The following is a 17,729-nucleotide window of genomic DNA, read 5'->3' as shown; positions in this document are numbered from 1 at the left end:
TGGACCCCGCGCTTTCCCACGGCGGGGGCCAAACGCGCCATAATTCGGGTTGACGGGCGCATGCCTGCATTCAACTAACCGGATACTGTATGACCATCCTTGTGACCGGTGGCGCCGGCTTCATTGGTTCGAACTTCGTGCTCGACTGGCTGGCGCGGCACGACGAGCCGGTCGTCAACCTCGACAAGCTGACCTATGCGGGCAACCTGAACAACCTGGCTGCCGTCCGCAATGATCCGCGCCACCATTTCGTGCATGGCGACATCGGCGACAGCGCCCTGGTGGCGCGGCTGCTGCGCGATCACGGGGTGCGCGCCGTGCTGAACTTCGCGGCCGAGAGCCACGTGGACCGTTCGATCGCCGGCCCGGCAGCCTTCATCGACACCAACGTGGTGGGCAGCTTCCATCTGCTGGAAGCAGTGCGCGGCTACTGGAGCGAACTGGAAGGCGAGGCGCACGCGGGCTTTCGCTTCCTGCATGTGTCCACCGACGAAGTGTATGGCTCGCTCGCCCCCGATGCGGCAGCCTTCGACGAGCAGCACTGCTACGCACCGAACAGCCCGTATTCCGCCAGCAAGGCGGCCTCGGACCACCTGGTGCGCGCCTGGCACCATACGTATGGCCTGCCGGTGCTGACCACGAACTGCTCCAACAACTACGGCCCCTTCCACTTTCCGGAAAAGCTGATTCCGCTCGTGATCCACAACGCCCTCGCCGGCAAGCCCTTGCCGGTGTACGGCGACGGGCGCCAGGTGCGCGACTGGCTCTACGTGCTCGACCATTGCAGCGCCATCCGCCGGGTGCTCGAGGCGGGCAGGCCGGGCGAGACCTACAACGTGGGCGGCTGCAACGAGATGGCCAATATCGATGTCGTGCACATCGTATCCGCCATCCTCGACGAACTGCGCCCGCGGCCCGACGGCGCGTCGTATGCGGCGCAGATCAGTTTTGTGAAAGACCGCCCGGGCCACGATCGCCGCTATGCCATCGACGCCGGCAAGCTGGCGCGCGAACTCGGCTGGCGCCCGCGCGAAACCTTCCAGACCGGCATCCGCAAGACCGTCGCGTGGTACCTGGCGCACCAGGACTGGGTGCGGGATGTCACCAGCGGCGCCTACCGCGACTGGGTTGCGCGCCAGTATGCCGATGGGCAGCCCCGCCCATGAAGATCCTGTTGTTCGGCAAGAACGGGCAGGTCGGCTGGGAGCTGCAGCGCGCGCTTGCGGCGCTCGGCGACGTGCGCGCGCTCGACCGGAGCGATGCCGACCTCGGCCAGCCTGAACGCCTGCGCGCCTGCGTCGCTGCGCACCGTCCCGATGTCATTGTCAACGCGGCAGCCTATACGGCGGTCGACCGTGCCGAAGCCGACGCGGGCGTTGCGCATGCCATCAACGCGCTGGCGCCCGGCGTGCTGGCCGAGGCGGCAAGTGCATGTGGCGCCTGGCTGGTGCATTACTCGAGCGACTACGTGTTCGACGGCAGCCGGCAGACGGCCTACCGCGAGGACGACGCCCCCGGCCCGCTGTCGGCCTACGGCCGCAGCAAGCTCGCCGGAGAGGAAGGCATCCGCGCAAGCGGCGCGCGCCACCTGATCCTGCGCACCAGCTGGGTGTTCGGGCCGCGCGGCGCGAACTTCCCCAAGACGATCCTGCGGCTGGCCAGGGAGCGGTCACGGCTCGAGGTCGTTGCCGACCAGGTCGGTGCGCCCACCAGCGCCGAGTTGCTCGCCGACCTCACCGCGCTGGCCCTGCAGCGCATCGCGTTGGGCGGCGCCGCTGCCGCGGCGCTGTCGGGCACCTACCACGTGGCGGCTGCGGGCCAGACCAGCTGGCATGCCTACGCGCGCCATGTCGTCGGGCAGGCGCTGGAGCAGGGCGCCCGCCTGCGGGCATCGCCCGAGGACATCGTGCCGGTGGCCGCCGCCGCCTGGGGCGCCGCCGCGCCGCGCCCCGCCAATTCACTGCTGGACACCGGCAAATTCCGCGCCGCGTTCGGCCTGGCGCTGCCGGACTGGCGCCACCACGTCAACCGCCTGGTCGCCGAACTGGCGGACGCCGGCAACCTATGAGAAAACCATGACGGAAACCATCAAGCGCAAGGGCATCATCCTGGCAGGCGGCAGCGGCACGCGGCTGTATCCGGCCACGCTGGCATATGGGCTGCACGGATTGGATGAGCGCTACTGCCCGCAGAGCGGACGGACAATGCACAGCAATGATTACGACAGGTATCATCACAATCAGTATCCGGTGCAGGCTTTGACGGAACAGGTGCTCTGATGCAGTTCACACGCCTGTCGATTCCTGATGTCCTGCGAATTGAGCCGCGCGTATTTGCCGATGAGCGCGGCGTGGTGTACGAGAGCTTTCACCAGGCCCGTTTCGAGGAAGCCGTCGGTCGCAAGTTGGACTTCGTACAGGACAACCATTCAACGTCAAATCAGAACGTATTGCGTGGCCTGCATTACCAGGTACTTCAAACGCAAGGTAAGCTGGTGCGTGTGGTCACGGGCAGCGTGTTCGACGTGGCGGTGGATCTGCGCCGTTCATCGCCCACGTTCGGCCAATGGACCGGCGAGATTTTGAGCGCCGAAAACAAGGCCCAGCTGTGGGTACCTGAAGGTTTCGCCCACGGATTCCTCGTCCTGTCGGAATCGGCCGATGTGGTCTACAAGCTGACCGACTACTACGCGCCCGGGCAGGAGCGCTGCATCGTCTGGAACGATCCCGTCCTGGAAATCGCATGGCCCCTCACCAGTTCCCCGCTATTGTCCGCCAAGGACGCACATGGCCAGCGCTTCGATAACGCCGAGTACTTTCCTTAAATTCGAATTCCCCTTGCGTGGGGCTTCAATCATAGTAACCGAAGATATATAACTTTATGTTATGGATAAATCTCAACTTCTGAGATTTTCACGCAATGTAACAAAGACGTTAATTGTCTGGAATCATTCTTCGCGCCAGTCTTGTTTGATCAATATCGTGTAGCGTCGTGATGCTCTGCTATTGCTGAACAAGTGTTGTATGACTTGGAGTTTTAGCCTTCCGCAGTAGTTTCCTGATGTCACGAAAACCTTGGAAAGAGATATAATCCCAGGTTATCCGACTGTTACCATCTCTCTTTCCCGAGTATCACATGTCCAAGTTTTTGCTTCGCGCAGTCGCGCTAGCTATCGGCGCTGCGTCGACTATTGCTTCTGCTCAAGAATCGCCCTCCCGCCCAGATGAGATGTTCGGCCAGGAGTTGAACGAGGCAGCGGCACCCATGGCAACGCCGAGCGCGCCGCGCAGGCTGTCCATTACCAATACCACGCCTGCAACGGCTTCCGAAGCTCCAGGCGCACGTTCGCGCCCGGCGCTTGGCCTGGAGCGAGCTACGCGCGCGCCGGGCGCGCCAGACTTTGCCGGTGCGGAGCAGCCAAGGCTTCAAACGGAATTCCAGAAATTCATTCGCGATAGCGTAGGCGAAGAGCTGCCGGTGTTCGGCGCCAATTTCTTCGCCAATGCGCCCTCGACCTTTGCACCCATCCTCAACTCGCCGGTGCCGGCGGAGTACGTGCTGGGACCGGGCGACGAGCTGCTGATCCGCGGCTGGGGCACGATCGACATCGACTTCCGTGCCACCATCGACCGCAGCGGCACGATCACCATCCCGACGATCGGCTCGGTCGTGCTGGCCGGGGTAAAAGCCGGCGACGCGGACGACATCGTCCGCGGCGCGGTCGGCAAGCTCTACAAGGGCGTGACCGTCAACGTGAACTTCGGCCAGCTGCGCGCCATCACCATCTACGTCGTCGGCCAAGCGAAGCGCCCGGGCACCTACACTGTGTCGAGCCTGTCGACCCTGGTGACCGCCCTGTTCGCAAGCGGCGGTCCCAACGCCAACGGCAGCATGCGACGCGTGCAGGTCAAGCGTGCCGGCCGCGTCGTGGCCGAACTCGACCTCTATGCCTTTATTGCGAAAGGTGACAAGTCGGCAGACGTGAAGCTGCTGGACGGCGATTCGATCTACATTCCAGCGGCCACCGGCCACGTTGCGCTGGTCGGCAAGGTCAACAGCCCGGCGGTCTACGAACTCAAGACGGACAGCGACACCATCGAGTCGATGCTCGACTTCGCCGGCGGCATGCCGGTGGTGGCCGATCCGCGCCGCGCCTTCCTGGAGCGCATCGATCCGAGCAAGAATCGCCCGCGCAGCGTCGAGCAGTTCGCGCTCGACGGCGCCAGCCTGCAGCGTCCGTTGAAGGACGGCGACGTGCTCAACATTACCTCCATCACGCCGGAGTTTTCGAATGCCGTCATCCTGCGCGGCAATGTGGACCAGCCGGTCCGCGCGCCGTTCAAGCCGGGCATGCGTGTGCGCGACCTGATTCCGAGCCGTGATTATTTGATCACCCGTGCATCCGTGAAGCGGCAGAACAGGATCGTCGCCACCGGGCAGGACGAGCAGGTAACGAACGAACGCGCCGACACCATCGCGGCAAGCGTCGGCAACCTGATCGATGAAGTGAACTGGGATTACGCGGTCGTCGAACGCATCAACCGCAAGGATCTCTCGGTCACCCTGGTTCCATTCAACCTGGGCAATGTATTCACCAACCCCGCCGGCGCGGACAACATCGAGCTCCAACCGGGCGACACCGTGACCGTGTTCTCGCAGCAGGACGTCGCCGTGCCAATGGACAAGCGTCGCGTACTGGTGCGCATCGAAGGCGAGGTCAAGGTGCCGGGTGTGTACCAGATGAGCGCGGGTGACACGCTGCAGACCCTGCTGGCCAAGGCCGGTGGCCCGACTGGCAATGCCTACCTGTTCGGAACCGCGTTCCATCGCGAGACCGTGCGCAAGGAGCAAGAGATCAATCTTGAGAAAGCTGCGCACCGCCTGGAGGCACAGCTCACCAGGGAACAGAGCTTGGCCGTCGCAAATCAACAGGCACTTGCGTCGGTTAATCCGCAAGTGCTGGCGGCGCAGCAACAGGCCCAGGCCGAGCTGGCCCGGCAGAAGATCGCTGAGTTTCGCCAGTTGAAGCCAACCGGCCGGATCGCCTTCAACCTGGATCCGAAGGAACGGTCGTTCGCTCGCTTGCCGCAGGTGAAGCTGGAGAACGGCGACCGCCTGGTTGTACCGGCCACACCGAGCTTTGTCCACGTATTTGGTGCGGTCAACGTGGAGTCTTCCTCGCTGTGGAAGCCAAACGCACGCGTTAAGGATTATTTGAAAGTTGCAGGAGTGACTTCTGACGCAGACGTCGATGAAACATTTGTAATGCGCGCCGACGGCAGCGTGGTCTCTCGCGAGTCGGGCATGTGGATGTTTGGCGGCATTGGCGGTCTGGAAGTCATGCCGGGCGATAGTCTAGTCATTCCCGAGAAATTTGATCGAGAAACTAAATGGACGAAATTCGTGAAAGGAACGCGCGAGTGGGCGCAGATCTTTGCAAACTTTGGTCTTGGTGCAGCGGCGATCAAGACGCTGCGTGATTAACTGCACCTAATGCCAATTAGTATGAGCGAACCAATAGCATGAAACAGCAGACAACAGAGCTAGACGAAGCCCAGATCGCGCACGCCAATGAAATCAGTGTTATCGATATTCTGATCGTTCTCGCGAAGCGGAAAAAATCAATCTTTTGGGTGACATTTTGCGCGGCTGCGCTTGCAGTTGCAGTGAGCCTCATTTTGCCGAGTACCTATGAGGCAAGTACCAAAGTCATGCCGCCGCAGCAGAACCAGTCGAGCGCATCGATGTTGTTGTCGCAACTCGGCGGAATTGCGGGTGTGGCCGGAGGAATGGCTGGTTTGAAGAATCCGAACGACTTATATGTTGGTATGTTGCGCAGCCGCACTGTGGCCGACAAGCTTGTCGAGAGCTTTGACCTGAAGAAGGTCTATGACACTAAGTCGCAAGACGGCGCACGGATGCGACTAGCGGAGGCGACTATTATTGCTGCGGGAAAAGACGGGCTGATAACTATTAGCGTTGAGGGGCGTGATCAAAAGCTCGTTGCACCGATGGCAAACGCTTATGTCACTGAGTTGCTCAGCCTGACCAAAGTGCTTGCTGTGACCGAAGCCGCACAACGGCGCGTATTTTTTGAACGACAGCTCGAAGCGGCAAGAGATCAGTTGGTAAAAGCTGAGCGTGCTCTCAAAGGCGGTCTCGCTTCGCGCGGCGTTATTAGTGTCGACGCAGAGAGCCGCGCTATTGTCGAAACCATTGCACGGCTCAGGGCAGAGGCATCGGCCAAGGAAATCCAGCTGAGCTCCATGCGATCGTTCGTTACAACGAGTAATCCTGAATATCGCCGTGCCGAGCAAGAGTTGATTGGATTGCGTTCGGAGATTTCCAAGTTGGAAAATGGCAGGGCAAGCGCGGAGCCAGCACAATCCGCGGCTGGCCAAAGCGGACTCGAAAGCATCAAGATCTTGCGCGACCTCAAGTACCATCAAATGCTGTATGAATTGCTGGCGAAGCAATATGAAGTAGCGCGCTTGGACGAGGCCAAGGACCCGCCAATTATCCAAGTGCTGGATCCCGCCATTGAGCCAGAGCGCCGGTCAAAACCTCGCCGTGGCTTGATCGTGATACTGACGACATTTACAGCTTTTATGCTTGCGATTCTGTGGGCATTTTTTCGCGAGGCTAGTCAGCGTACTGCCGCTTCGCCGGATGGCCATGCCAAATTGACTGCGTTGAAGTCGTATCTGGCGATCAGATAAGACATTTGCCATTCCCGGGACGTGTCCGGTCTGCGCAGGCATCGCTGTCGAGCACGGTCTACAGTCGTAGAGCCGATACAGGCACGTATTTCAGGCGCTTTCTGGGCGCCACCTCTCTCATATAATTACAATGATTTTTGTTACTGGCGGAGCCGGATTCATCGGGTCAAACTTTGTACTGGACTGGTTGGCGCAAACTACCGAGCCGGTGCTGAACTTCGACAAACTTACCTACGCAGGTAATCTCAATAACCTGGTAGCGCTCGAAGGGAATACGGGGCATTTGTTCGTGCAGGGTGACATCTGCGACACTGACCATGTGGCGCGCGTGCTGGCAGAGCATCGGCCGCGAGCGATTATTCACTTTGCTGCCGAAAGTCATGTCGACCGCTCTATTCATGGACCGGCTGCATTTATCCAAACCAACGTCAACGGCACATTTAGTCTTTTAGAAGCGGCGCGTGCTTACTGGGCGGTGCTGGAGCCAGCCGACCGGGAGGCGTTCCGTTTCCTGCACGTTTCGACCGACGAGGTCTACGGCACACTCGGACCGGACGACGCACCGTTCACCGAAAGTACTTCGTATGCGCCGAATAGTCCTTATTCGGCCTCGAAGGCGGCGTCTGACCATTTGGTCCGAGCCTACCACCATACGTATGGCTTGCCGGTATTGACCACGAATTGCTCGAACAACTACGGTCCTTATCATTTTCCAGAAAAACTAATTCCGCTCATCATTGCTAACGCCCGCGCGGGAAAACCGTTGCCAATTTACGGTGACGGGCAGCAGGTGCGCGATTGGTTGTACGTCAGCGACCACTGTGCCGCCATCCGCCGTGTGCTGGCAGATGGTCGAGCTGGAGAGGTGTACAACGTCGGTGGCTGGAACGAGAAGACCAATCTTGAGGTTGTGAATACGCTCTGCGAAATCCTGGACGAGCTCGCTCCCAAAACCGCGAATGTGGACGGTACCACGACTAGCTATCGCAGCCAGATCACCTTCGTGCAGGACCGTCCCGGCCATGATCGCCGTTACGCGATCGATGCCCGCAAGCTCGAGCGTGAACTGGGCTGGAAGCCGTCCGAAACATTCGAGACTGGTATCCGCAAAACAGTGGAATGGTACTTGGCTAACGATGCTTGGGTGCGTAACGTGCAGTCTGGCGATTACCTGAAATGGGTGGAGAAAAACTATGCTGCTCGCCAAAACGGGGAAGTAGCATGAACGCCTCGTTAAAACGCAAAGGGATCATCTTGGCGGGTGGCTCGGGCACGCGTCTGTACCCCGTCACGATGTCGGTATCGAAGCAGTTGCTGCCGGTATACGACAAGCCGATGATTTACTATCCACTAACCACGCTGATGCTGGCTGGTATCGACGAGATCTTGATCATCTCGACGCCTCAGGACACGCCGCGTTTCCAGGAAATGCTGGGTGACGGCGGTCAGTGGGGTCTCAGCATCAGTTATGCAGTGCAGCCTAGCCCGGACGGGCTCGCACAAGCCTTCATCATTGGCCGCGAGTTCATTGGCAACCATCCGTCAGCGCTGATCCTGGGCGACAACATCTACTTCGGCCATGACTTTGAAATGCAGCTGCGCGTTGCCGCAGACCGTGCGCAAGGAGCAACTGTGTTCGCATACCACGTGCATGATCCTGAGCGATACGGCGTCGTAGAGTTCAACAAACAGGGTCAGGCCGTCAGCATCGAAGAAAAGCCGCAGCAGCCTAAGTCGAATTATGCGCTAACAGGGCTGTACTTCTATGACAACAAAGTGTGCGACATCGCGGCGCAAGTGCAGCCGTCCGCTCGCGGGGAACTTGAAATCACCGATGTCAACCGCGCGTACCTCGAACAGAGCCAGCTTAAGGTAGAACTCATGCGCCGCGGTATGGCGTGGCTCGACACCGGCACCCACGACTCTCTGCTGGAAGCAGGCCAGTTCATCGCGACGATCCAGCATCGCCAGGGCTTAAAAGTCGCGTGTCCCGAAGAAATTGCGTTTCGTAAGGGCTATATCGATGCCTGCCAGCTCGAGGCGCTCGCTCAGCCTTTGCGCAAGAACGAATATGGCCAGTATCTACTGCGCCTGCTGAATGAAAAACTGTTCTGAGTAAGAGCGGAATCACTACTTTATATAGAGTTTTTTTCATGAAATTATCCCTCGATACTCGCATCGCGGTCATTGGTCTTGGCTACGTCGGTCTTCCCTTGGCGGTCGAATTCGGCCGCAAATTCTCGACCGTTGGTTTTGATATCAACCAAGACCGTGTTGAGGAACTGAAGAGCGGCGTAGATCATACGCTTGAGACCGACTCGAATGAACTGCGCGAAGCGGTACACCTGCGTTACACGACAAATCCGGAAGACCTGCGCGACGCCAAGGTGTACATCGTGACGGTTCCGACCCCGATCGACGAGCACAAGCAACCAGACTTAACGCCATTGCAGAAAGCCTCGGAAACCTTGGGCAAGGTAGTCAAGAAAGGTGATGTTGTTATCTACGAATCGACTGTGTATCCCGGTGCAACCGAAGAGTACTGCGTACCGGTCATCGAGCGCGTTTCGGGACTGAAGTTCAACGAAGACTTCTTTGTCGGTTATAGCCCCGAGCGCATCAACCCGGGCGACAAGTTGCACCGCCTGACCACGATCACCAAGGTTACTTCCGGCTCTACCCCGGAAGTCGCCGATTTCGTCGACGCGCTATATGCAAGCATCATCACTGCGGGCACCCACAAGGCATCGTCGGTGCGCGTCGCCGAGGCAGCCAAGGTGATCGAAAACACTCAGCGTGACCTCAACATCGCACTGATGAACGAATTGGCCATCATCTTTGGCAAGATGGGTATCGATACCGAGGACGTTCTAAAGGCGGCGGGCACCAAGTGGAACTTCTTGCCCTTCCGACCAGGTCTGGTTGGCGGCCATTGCATCGGTGTCGATCCGTACTACCTGACCCACAAGGCCGAGTCGATCGGCTATCACCCGCAGGTCATCTTGGCAGGTCGTCGCATTAACGATAGCATGGGTGCGCATGTGGTTGGACGTCTGGTCAAGCAGATGTTGAAACGCCGCATCCAGGTCGATGGCGCTAACGTACTGGTCATGGGTCTCGCGTTCAAGGAGAACTGCCCGGACCTGCGCAACACCAAGGTCGTCGATATCATCAACGAGCTCAAGGACTATGACGTCAACGTTGATGTCTACGATCCGTGGGTCAGTGTTGCAGGTGCCCAGCACGAATACGGAATTACACCGATCGAGGTGCCGGAAGCCGGCAAGTACGACGCCATCATCCTGGCCGTCGCGCATCGCGAATTCGGCGAGATCGGTGCGGCGGGCTTGCGCGCTTTCGGCAAGGCCGACCACATCCTGTTCGACCTGAAGTATCTGCTGCCGAAGGGCGACGCAGACATCCGCCTGTAAGCCAGAAACTTAACGAACACATGAATCGCTATCAACGACTCCAACAGGAGCTGTCCGCGCGGCCGCGTACCTGGCTAGTCACAGGTTGCGCCGGCTTCATCGGCTCGAACCTGGTGGAAACCTTACTGATGCTGGACCAGAGCGTGGTTGGCCTGGATAATTTTGCCACGGGTCACCGTCGTAACCTCGATGAGGTTGCAGCAACAGTAGGGGCGCAGCGTTGGACTCGCTTCAAGCTGATTGAAGGGGATATCCGCGACCTGTCTACCTGCCGGGCCGCGGCCACCGGCATCGACTACGTGCTGCACCAGGCCGCGCTTGGCTCGGTTCCGCGTTCGCTGAAGGATCCGCTGACGACCAATGAGGTCAATATCACCGGTTTCTTGAACATGCTCAGCGCAGCACGTGAAGCCGGCACGAGCAGCTTCGTCTACGCCGCATCAAGCTCGACTTATGGCGACCACCCTGCGCTACCGAAAGTCGAGGAACACATCGGCAATCCCTTGTCGCCCTATGCCGTTACGAAATACGTCAATGAGCTTTATGCCGAAGTTTTTGCTCGCAACTACGGCTTCAAGAGCATTGGGCTGCGTTACTTCAACGTTTTCGGCAAACGACAGGATCCCGCCGGCGCTTATGCCGCCGTCATCCCGAAGTGGGTTGCGGCAATGCTGAGCAACGAAGACATCGTTATCAATGGAGACGGTGAAACCAGCCGGGACTTCTGCTTCATCGATAACGTGGTGCAGGCCAATCTATTGGCAGCCACCGCTGATGAAGCGGATAAGAATGAGGTTTACAACGTAGCTGTCGGCGGCATTACTACTCTCAACCACTTGGTCGAGAACCTGAAGGACATTCTTGGCGAACTCGGTGTCGATTATGCACGGGCGCCAGTCTATGGCGAGTTCCGTGCCGGTGACGTCCGCCATTCGCAGGCCGACGTTTCCAAGGCTGCGCACCGTCTCGGTTACCTTCCGAGTCACGATATCCGCACTGGGCTCGAAGTGGCCATGCCCTGGTATCTGGCAAACCGATAAGCACACAGGCAGCCCGCGGAACCGGGCTTCAACCAAGTATCAAGGTAACCATGAGCGATAACAAACCCATTTATGTAACCCAGCCGAGCTTACCGCCGCTGGAAGAGTTCTATCCATACTTGCAGAAGATCTGGGACAACAAAATTCTGACCAACGGTGGTCCATTCCACCAGCAATTGGAAAAAGCGCTATGCGAATACCTTGGTGTCGAACATCTCGCGTTGTTCAGCAATGCCACGATCGCGCTGGTGACTGCTTTACAAGCCCTGCGCGTAACCGGTGAAGTGATCACCACGCCTTACTCCTTCGTCGCCACGGCTCACTCCCTACTGTGGAACGGGATCAAGCCAGTGTTTGCTGATGTCCAGACAGACACGCTGAACCTCGATCCTGCGAAGATCGAAGCGGCGATTACGCCGCAAACGACAGCCATCATGCCGGTGCATTGCTACGGCCATCCCTGCGATGTCGAAGCAATCCAAAAAATTGCAGACAACTACAATTTAAAGGTCATCTACGATGCTGCGCATGCATTTGGCGTGCACAACGAGAAGGGCAGTATCCTTCGCTATGGTGACTTGTCAGTGCTGAGCTTCCATGCAACCAAGGTGTTCAACACCTTTGAAGGCGGCGCCATCATCTGCCCAGACGCGAAGACCAAGCTACGCATCGACCAGCTCAAGAACTTTGGCTTCGTGGACGAAACGACCGTCGTGGCACCTGGAATCAACGGTAAGATGAGTGAAATCAATGCCGCCTTCGGCATGTTGCAGCTGAAAGAAATCGACCGGGCCATTGCAAAGCGACGTGAGATCGACCAGTTGTACCGCGCTCAGCTCGCCGGCATCAAGGGCATCGAATGCCTGGGCGACTCGGGCGAAAAAGTGGCGAATTATTCTTACTTCCCGATTCTGGTCGGACCTGAGTTTCCGATCTCGCGCGACGCCCTGTATGAAAAACTGCGTGCCGCAAACATCTTCGCACGCCGATATTTTTATCCGTTGATCAGTGACTTTCCGATGTACCGGGGGCTGCCGTCCGCACGGCGGGAAAACCTACCAATCGCGTCCCAGGCAGCATCCCGGGTCATGTGTCTGCCTATTTATCCGACTCTGCCGTTTGCAGACGTCGAACGCGTCGTGTCCTTGATCAAGGAGGTATAACGATGGCCATGTTGAGTCGCGCCGCACTGGAGGCCATGGGGTTTGCCGCGCTTGGTCAGAACGTCATGATTTCTGACCGCGTTTCGATTTACAACGCTGGCAGGGTTTCAATAGGCAACAATGTCCGCATTGATGACTTTTGCGTTCTCTCGGCAGGTAAGGGCGGCATTAGCATTGGAGACTATGTTCACATTGCTGCCTTCTGCAGTCTGGTGGGCGCTGGCGCTATTCGTCTATCCAGTTTCTGCGGCTTGTCATCGCGAGTGTCCATTTATTCGAGTAGCGACGACTACTCAGGCGCAACACTTACGAACCCTACCGTACCGAGCCAGTACACAGGAGTACGAAGTGAGGATGTCACACTTGAAAAACATGTCATCGTCGGCTGCGGTAGCGTGATTCTCCCAGGCGTCACGATATCTGAGGGCGCCGCCATTGGCGCACTAAGTTTGGTTCAAAAGAATTGTGAACCATTCTCCATCTACTCGGGCGTACCGGCGAAACTGATGAAGGCTCGCAAGCAGGATTTGCTTGAGCTCGAGCACAAGCTTCTCGCCGTGAGCTGATCGCCCCAGTCAGAAAATCTATACGCCCCTCGCTGCTCGTCCACAGAGAAAAGTAACAATGTCATTGAAGCGTAATGTGCTTGCGAACTATGCGAGCCAAATCTACGTCACGCTGATTGGTATCGTCATGGTACCTCTTTATGTCACATACATGGGCGCCGAAGCCTACGGTTTGGTCGGCTTTTTCGCCATGCTGCAGGCGTGGTTCCAGCTGCTCGATATGGGATTGACACCCACCATGGCGCGCGAAACTGCTCGTTATAAAGGCGGTGCCGTGAGCGCTCTCGACTTGCGGCGCTTGCTACGAGCACTGGAAGTGATTTTCCTTGGAATTGCAGCCATCGGTAGCAGCGCCATGATCGCTGGCGCTGGACCCATCGCCAGCGACTGGCTCAAAGTGCAGCAACTCCCGCTGGATGAGGTGAAATATTCGATCATGCTTATGGCGTTGATCGTGGCACTCCGGTGGATGTGCGGTCTGTACCGCGGAGCGATCAATGGTTTCGAGAAGCTGGTCTGGCTGAGTACTTTCAATATTATCGTATCGACGGCGCGCTTCGTGCTTGTCCTCCCGTTTTTCATTTACGTTGGCACGAGACCGGTCGAGTTCTTCTCCTACCAGTTGATCATTGCTGTCGTAGAGCTGGCGGTACTTTTAATTCATACTTATAGCCTGCTTCCAAAAATCAGTTCCAAGCTTCGTGAAGAATGGAGCTGGGGGCCGTTGCGCGGTGTTCTTAAATTTTCATTAAGTATCGCTTTCACGGCGTCGGTTTGGGTCATGGTGACTCAGACCGATAAGTTGGTCCTGTCGAAACTGCTTCCGCTAGCAGATTACGCCTATTTCACGATGGCAGTATTGGTTGCGAGCGGCGTGATGATCATCAGTGGGCCCATAAGTGGCGCCTTGCTTCCACGCCTTACCCGATTGGCCGCGCAGGACGACAATAAAGGGCTGGTTGATCTGTATTGCCGTTCCAGCCAAATGATCACCGTTATTGCTATTCCGACATCACTGATGCTGAGTTTCTTTGCCGAGCACGTGCTATGGGCCTGGACGGGGAATATGGACATTGCCGTCGCTGCCTCTCCCGTGTTGCGGTTGTATGCACTTGGTAATGGAATTCTGGCCTTAGGGGCATTTCCATACTACCTTCAATACGCTAAAGGTGATTTGAAATTGCATATGATAGGCAATGTCCTGTTTCTAGTTATTTTGATTCCGTCGCTCGTGTGGGCCACGCTTAACCATGGCATGATCGGGGCGGGATACGCCTGGCTGGGCGCTAATGCAGTGTATTTTCTTCTCTGGGTGCCCAAAGTCCATGCTCGCTTCTTCAAGGGGCTTCATGCTCGCTGGATTGCGCGTGAAATCGCGCCTTCCGCGCTGTGCTCGATCATTGCCGCCTTTTCCCTACAGGCCCTTCTGAGTTGGCCGACCGGACGTATCGAAGCAGCAGTCCAACTTGCAGTAGTCAGCCTCGTTTGCATTGGCACGGGAATGCTCGGCACCACGCGTGTCAGAACTACGCTGATCCAACAGTGGAATGCGTCGCTAATAAAGTGAGGAAAACCGAATGATTTCGAACCGTCCAAAAGTTTCTATTTGCGTTGTAACTTATAACCAAGAACGGCTCATCACCCAATGTCTGCAAAGCCTGGTCGACCAAGAGGTCGACTTCGACATCGAAATTGTGGTTGCGGACGACTGCTCAACTGACGGCACTCGACTTATCGTGGAGCAGTTTAGCGCCCGCTATCCCGATTTAATACGTCCGTTTCTCCATGAGAAAAATATTGGCGCATACAAGAATTTTTTGTTTGTCCATGAGCAGGCGCGCGGGATGTACATTGCTCATATGGATGGGGACGACTACGCACTTCCAGGAAAACTCAAAGCGCAAGCCGATTTTCTAGACGCTAATCCTGAGTGCAACGTTGTGTTTCATCGTGTAAAAGTACTGTATGAAGGCTCTGATTGCCTAGTCGATGATTTAACGAACACTGCGCTGATTCCGAGCGGGGGTTATGATCGTTCATCTGTATTGCGACACATCAGCGTCGGCGCTAACAGTTCCAAAATGTATCGAGCCGCCATGCGAGTTCGGGAATACCCAAGTTTTAATATTGTGGATTACTTCGAGACTGTGGAGCAGGTCGGAGCAGGACGCGCCTGCTATGTTAATGATCAGGCATATGGCGTGTACAGGGCGAACGTTGGTATTGCATCGGCCGGGGGAGGTACGCGAAGGGCCTTGTGCAACTCATTCCTTTATTTTGCGCGAAAATACCCGACGGAGCGCAAGCATGTGAACGCAGCTGCACTATTATTATTAATTGCCGATTTCAAGAATCGTCGCCCTACCTGGCGCGAGTTCTTTGCGGTCTGGGTAAAAACCTTCCATCCAATGGCTGCCGTTGAACTAATTCGAAATTGGCCAATTACAAGGATGCTTCGGCTTCCGCCGCCAAAGGTCACCAAATGTTCGAACTGATACGACAGGACCTTGCGGCGCAAACCAACGGCGGGTCGATGACCAAAAGAGCAAAATTGTTTGTTACTAGCCATTCTTTCCATTTGTTGTTGCTAGTCCGGTTCGGGCATTGGATTGATACAACGGTCCCAATTGCCGGCGGTGCTCTACGTCTCGTCGTCGAGTATTTCATCCGTATCGTTTACGCGAGCGATATTTCGTGTCGGGCGGAAATTGGTGGCGGTTTCAATATCATGCACGGTCATGATATCGTGATCGGGAGTGCCGTGGTAATCGGGACTAACTGCAAGATATTTAACGGCGTGACATTGGGGAACAAGGACACTGAAAGCACAGAGGTGCGTCAGCCGATGTTGGCGAATGGCGTCGTGATCGGCACTGGCGCGAAAATCCTCGGACAAGTAATGATCGGCGAGAATGCGAAAGTCGGCGCGAACAGCGTAGTGACGAAAGATGTTCCTGCAAATAGTGTTTGGGCAGGAGTTCCTGCTAGAGAAATCAAGAAGAATTAATGATGAAGCGTCCTTTTTTTTCAATTGTCATTCCTTTTTATAATCGCGCGTGGTCGGTCGAGCGTGCAATTGCGTCGGCCGTGGCGTTCGGAACGCAAGGGGTCGACACCGAAATAATTTTGATTGATGATGGCTCCAAAGACGACTCGCGCAACGTCGTCAAGCGCGTTATCGATGGCTATGCCAGCAATGCTCAACCGATTATTCGTTTGGTGGTGCACGAGCGCAACCTCGGCGTTTGTGCAGCGAAAAATACCGGTGCTAAGTTGGCTACTGGCATGTGGGTAGTATTCCTCGACTCCGACGACGAACTCATTCAAAGCGCAGCAACGGAAGTGCATCGCTCACTTCAAACTTACCGCCGATATCCTTTGCATTTCTTCGCATGTGTAGAAGAGCAAGGTCTACTGTCGAGAGCTGCTGATCGCATTGAGCAGCGAGCATTTAATGATTTCTTGCTGAAAGGTACCGGCGGCGAAGCCTTGCCAGTCGTACTTAACGACGTGTTCCGAGAGTATCTGTATGACGAAGATATTCGCGGCTATGAAAGTCTTTGTTACCTACGAATGGTACGCGAGCATAACTATGCATTGCTTCACAGCCTTGTGGTGAGGAGGTATTATACCGAACATGAGGATCGATTATCATCGCGAGCAGGCATGAAACGGCGCTGGCACGACTTGGCTAAAGGACATTTGCGTGTAATATCACAGCATTGCAGTGTGATGACTCTACCGGTATTGCTCAAGCAATGTGGAAGATTTTTGAAAGCAAAGATGCTAGCGGTGGTGCCTTGAGCAAGAAAATACCGGGTTTCTTGTTTTGGGTTTTCTATAGAAAAACAATGCAACGCTTTAGCGTGTTTTTTCTTTCCGCAGGCCTTTTCGTCGGCCTCGCGCATCTGTATCCGGTAGTGAATATTGATCCGTTTTCAGATCTTGGTAACTATTATTACGACTTCTGGCGGGAACTTGCTACAGCTGAAATCAGTGACGTCATCCTCCGTTACGAGCCGGGATTTGTCCTGTTGGCTTGGGTAGCATCGAAATTTGTCTCCTTTTCGGGTTTTTTGTGGCTACTCAAGTTTGTACTTTTCTACGCGTTTTTTTTGTTGCTTTCGAGTGAGCGTCGGGGAGTTTATATGGCGACTCTTGTTGCCGTGCTTGGTATGTCGTATTACCTTCCTTTGAATGCACTTGCCAGTTTGGTGATCCGTCAAGGTGTCGCTACCGCAGTGTTTTTCTGTTTTCTTGCCGTGTGTGATCTTGATAAGGTGGCCCGTGTGAAGGCGCTGGGATGGGCGCTTGTGATGATAGCCTTTCATTATTCTTCGGTGTTCGTATTGTTTGCATTGCTGCTGTACTTTTATTTGCCAGCGGCGCGACCCTTTCAGTTATGGTTGGCGTTTCTTGCGCTTTATTGCACGAACATTTCGGGCAAGGTCGGCGAATTCATGTATTCCTTGCTTGGAATGAATATTAGCTCGCTTGAAGCTCTTAATGGTGATTTCGGTATTGAATATATGGTGGGATTTAAGTTAACGTTTCTGTTGCTCAGTATCATTTTCATTGTCGTTCCTCTTATGCTTTCCCGGCTGGGCTTGATTGTACTTCAGTCAGGAGAACTTGTAGAGCAGCCATGGTTTAGGTTGTATTTTCTGTTGAACTCACTCGCGACAATATTTTCTGCATTACCTTTTCATGATCGATTCTTTATGTGGTCTTGGGTGCTTGGTCCTGCGTTGGTAATTGCTTCGCTTAGGTTCCGAGTTCATCGAAACCGGAAAGTGACGGTATAAGATGA

17 protein-coding genes are annotated in these 17,729 nt (G+C 56.0%); all 17 read left to right on the top strand.

Going from position 1 to position 17,729, the window contains the following annotated elements; translation table 11 throughout:
- Window positions 1-89 precede the first annotated feature (89 nt).
- Complete coding sequence (gene rfbB, locus IM543_19100; protein ID QOY93631.1) at window positions 90-1,166, top strand: dTDP-glucose 4,6-dehydratase; 1,077 nt, start codon at window positions 90-92, stop codon at window positions 1,164-1,166.
- Window positions 1,163-2,068, top strand: coding sequence for a dTDP-4-dehydrorhamnose reductase (gene rfbD, locus IM543_19095; protein ID QOY93630.1), 906 nt, complete (start codon window positions 1,163-1,165; stop codon window positions 2,066-2,068). The genes rfbB (IM543_19100) and rfbD overlap by 4 nt, the downstream gene beginning before the upstream one ends.
- Window positions 2,069-2,075: 7 nt before the next feature.
- Complete coding sequence (locus IM543_19090) at window positions 2,076-2,279, top strand: hypothetical protein (protein ID QOY96839.1); 204 nt, start codon at window positions 2,076-2,078, stop codon at window positions 2,277-2,279.
- A complete protein-coding gene (rfbC, locus tag IM543_19085; protein ID QOY93629.1) occupies window positions 2,279-2,824 on the top strand; it encodes a dTDP-4-dehydrorhamnose 3,5-epimerase in 546 nt (181 codons plus the stop codon). The genes IM543_19090 and rfbC overlap by 1 nt, the downstream gene beginning before the upstream one ends.
- A 440-nt stretch (window positions 2,825-3,264) precedes the next feature.
- The gene (locus IM543_19080; protein ID QOY96762.1) at window positions 3,265-5,484 is read left to right on the top strand and encodes an SLBB domain-containing protein; all 2,220 of its coding nucleotides are present in this window, start codon (window positions 3,265-3,267) and stop codon (window positions 5,482-5,484) included.
- A 38-nt stretch (window positions 5,485-5,522) separates the two neighbouring features.
- On the top strand, window positions 5,523-6,719 hold the full coding sequence (locus tag IM543_19075; protein QOY93628.1) for a lipopolysaccharide biosynthesis protein: 1,197 nt from the start codon (window positions 5,523-5,525) through the stop codon (window positions 6,717-6,719).
- A 130-nt stretch (window positions 6,720-6,849) separates the two neighbouring features.
- Entirely contained in the window at window positions 6,850-7,944 is a 1,095-nt protein-coding gene (gene rfbB / locus IM543_19070) for a dTDP-glucose 4,6-dehydratase (protein ID QOY93627.1), read from the top strand.
- Window positions 7,941-8,834, top strand: coding sequence for a glucose-1-phosphate thymidylyltransferase RfbA (gene rfbA / locus IM543_19065; protein ID QOY93626.1), 894 nt, complete (start codon window positions 7,941-7,943; stop codon window positions 8,832-8,834). Before rfbB (IM543_19070) ends, rfbA begins: the two co-directional genes overlap by 4 nt.
- 38 nt (window positions 8,835-8,872) lie before the next feature.
- Entirely contained in the window at window positions 8,873-10,150 is a 1,278-nt protein-coding gene (tviB, locus tag IM543_19060) for a Vi polysaccharide biosynthesis UDP-N-acetylglucosamine C-6 dehydrogenase TviB (GenBank protein QOY93625.1), read from the top strand.
- Window positions 10,151-10,170: 20 nt separating this feature from the next.
- On the top strand, window positions 10,171-11,190 hold the full coding sequence (locus tag IM543_19055) for an SDR family oxidoreductase (protein ID QOY93624.1): 1,020 nt from the start codon (window positions 10,171-10,173) through the stop codon (window positions 11,188-11,190).
- A gap of 50 nt (window positions 11,191-11,240) precedes the next feature.
- On the top strand, window positions 11,241-12,353 hold the full coding sequence (locus IM543_19050; protein ID QOY93623.1) for a DegT/DnrJ/EryC1/StrS family aminotransferase: 1,113 nt from the start codon (window positions 11,241-11,243) through the stop codon (window positions 12,351-12,353).
- 2 nt (window positions 12,354-12,355) lie between these two features.
- Window positions 12,356-12,919, top strand: a complete 564-nt coding sequence (locus tag IM543_19045; GenBank protein QOY93622.1) for an acyltransferase — start codon at window positions 12,356-12,358, stop codon at window positions 12,917-12,919.
- 58 nt (window positions 12,920-12,977) lie between these two features.
- A complete protein-coding gene (locus IM543_19040) occupies window positions 12,978-14,486 on the top strand; it encodes an oligosaccharide flippase family protein (GenBank protein ID QOY93621.1) in 1,509 nt (502 codons plus the stop codon).
- A 10-nt stretch (window positions 14,487-14,496) separates the two neighbouring features.
- Complete coding sequence (locus IM543_19035; GenBank protein QOY93620.1) at window positions 14,497-15,414, top strand: glycosyltransferase family 2 protein; 918 nt, start codon at window positions 14,497-14,499, stop codon at window positions 15,412-15,414.
- Window positions 15,402-15,926 (top strand): serine acetyltransferase, encoded by a 525-nt coding sequence (locus IM543_19030; GenBank protein ID QOY93619.1) that lies wholly within the window; start codon window positions 15,402-15,404, stop codon window positions 15,924-15,926. The genes IM543_19035 and IM543_19030 overlap by 13 nt, the downstream gene beginning before the upstream one ends.
- Entirely contained in the window at window positions 15,926-16,723 is a 798-nt protein-coding gene (locus IM543_19025; protein QOY93618.1) for a glycosyltransferase family 2 protein, read from the top strand. Before IM543_19030 ends, IM543_19025 begins: the two co-directional genes overlap by 1 nt.
- A complete protein-coding gene (locus IM543_19020; protein ID QOY93617.1) occupies window positions 16,678-17,724 on the top strand; it encodes an EpsG family protein in 1,047 nt (348 codons plus the stop codon). Before IM543_19025 ends, IM543_19020 begins: the two co-directional genes overlap by 46 nt.
- Window positions 17,725-17,729: the final 5 nt, after the last annotated feature.

Source organism: Massilia sp. UMI-21 (genome assembly GCA_015277795.1).
Lineage (GTDB): Bacteria > Pseudomonadota > Gammaproteobacteria > Burkholderiales > Burkholderiaceae_D > Telluria.
Note: the sequence above shows the minus strand (reverse complement) of the source record. Positions and strands in the feature narration are given on the sequence as shown.

Coding starts and splice junctions, on each gene's coding strand:
- rfbB (QOY93631.1), top strand. CDS start 90: ATGACCATCCTTGTGACCGGTGGCGCCGGCTTCATTGGTTCGAACTTC.
- rfbD (QOY93630.1), top strand. CDS start 1,163: ATGAAGATCCTGTTGTTCGGCAAGAACGGGCAGGTCGGCTGGGAGCTG.
- IM543_19090 (QOY96839.1), top strand. CDS start 2,076: ATGACGGAAACCATCAAGCGCAAGGGCATCATCCTGGCAGGCGGCAGC.
- rfbC (QOY93629.1), top strand. CDS start 2,279: ATGCAGTTCACACGCCTGTCGATTCCTGATGTCCTGCGAATTGAGCCG.
- IM543_19080 (QOY96762.1), top strand. CDS start 3,265: ATGGCAACGCCGAGCGCGCCGCGCAGGCTGTCCATTACCAATACCACG.
- IM543_19075 (QOY93628.1), top strand. CDS start 5,523: ATGAAACAGCAGACAACAGAGCTAGACGAAGCCCAGATCGCGCACGCC.
- rfbB (QOY93627.1), top strand. CDS start 6,850: ATGATTTTTGTTACTGGCGGAGCCGGATTCATCGGGTCAAACTTTGTA.
- rfbA (QOY93626.1), top strand. CDS start 7,941: ATGAACGCCTCGTTAAAACGCAAAGGGATCATCTTGGCGGGTGGCTCG.
- tviB (QOY93625.1), top strand. CDS start 8,873: ATGAAATTATCCCTCGATACTCGCATCGCGGTCATTGGTCTTGGCTAC.
- IM543_19055 (QOY93624.1), top strand. CDS start 10,171: ATGAATCGCTATCAACGACTCCAACAGGAGCTGTCCGCGCGGCCGCGT.
- IM543_19050 (QOY93623.1), top strand. CDS start 11,241: ATGAGCGATAACAAACCCATTTATGTAACCCAGCCGAGCTTACCGCCG.
- IM543_19045 (QOY93622.1), top strand. CDS start 12,356: ATGGCCATGTTGAGTCGCGCCGCACTGGAGGCCATGGGGTTTGCCGCG.
- IM543_19040 (QOY93621.1), top strand. CDS start 12,978: ATGTCATTGAAGCGTAATGTGCTTGCGAACTATGCGAGCCAAATCTAC.
- IM543_19035 (QOY93620.1), top strand. CDS start 14,497: ATGATTTCGAACCGTCCAAAAGTTTCTATTTGCGTTGTAACTTATAAC.
- IM543_19030 (QOY93619.1), top strand. CDS start 15,402: ATGTTCGAACTGATACGACAGGACCTTGCGGCGCAAACCAACGGCGGG.
- IM543_19025 (QOY93618.1), top strand. CDS start 15,926: ATGATGAAGCGTCCTTTTTTTTCAATTGTCATTCCTTTTTATAATCGC.
- IM543_19020 (QOY93617.1), top strand. CDS start 16,678: ATGTGGAAGATTTTTGAAAGCAAAGATGCTAGCGGTGGTGCCTTGAGC.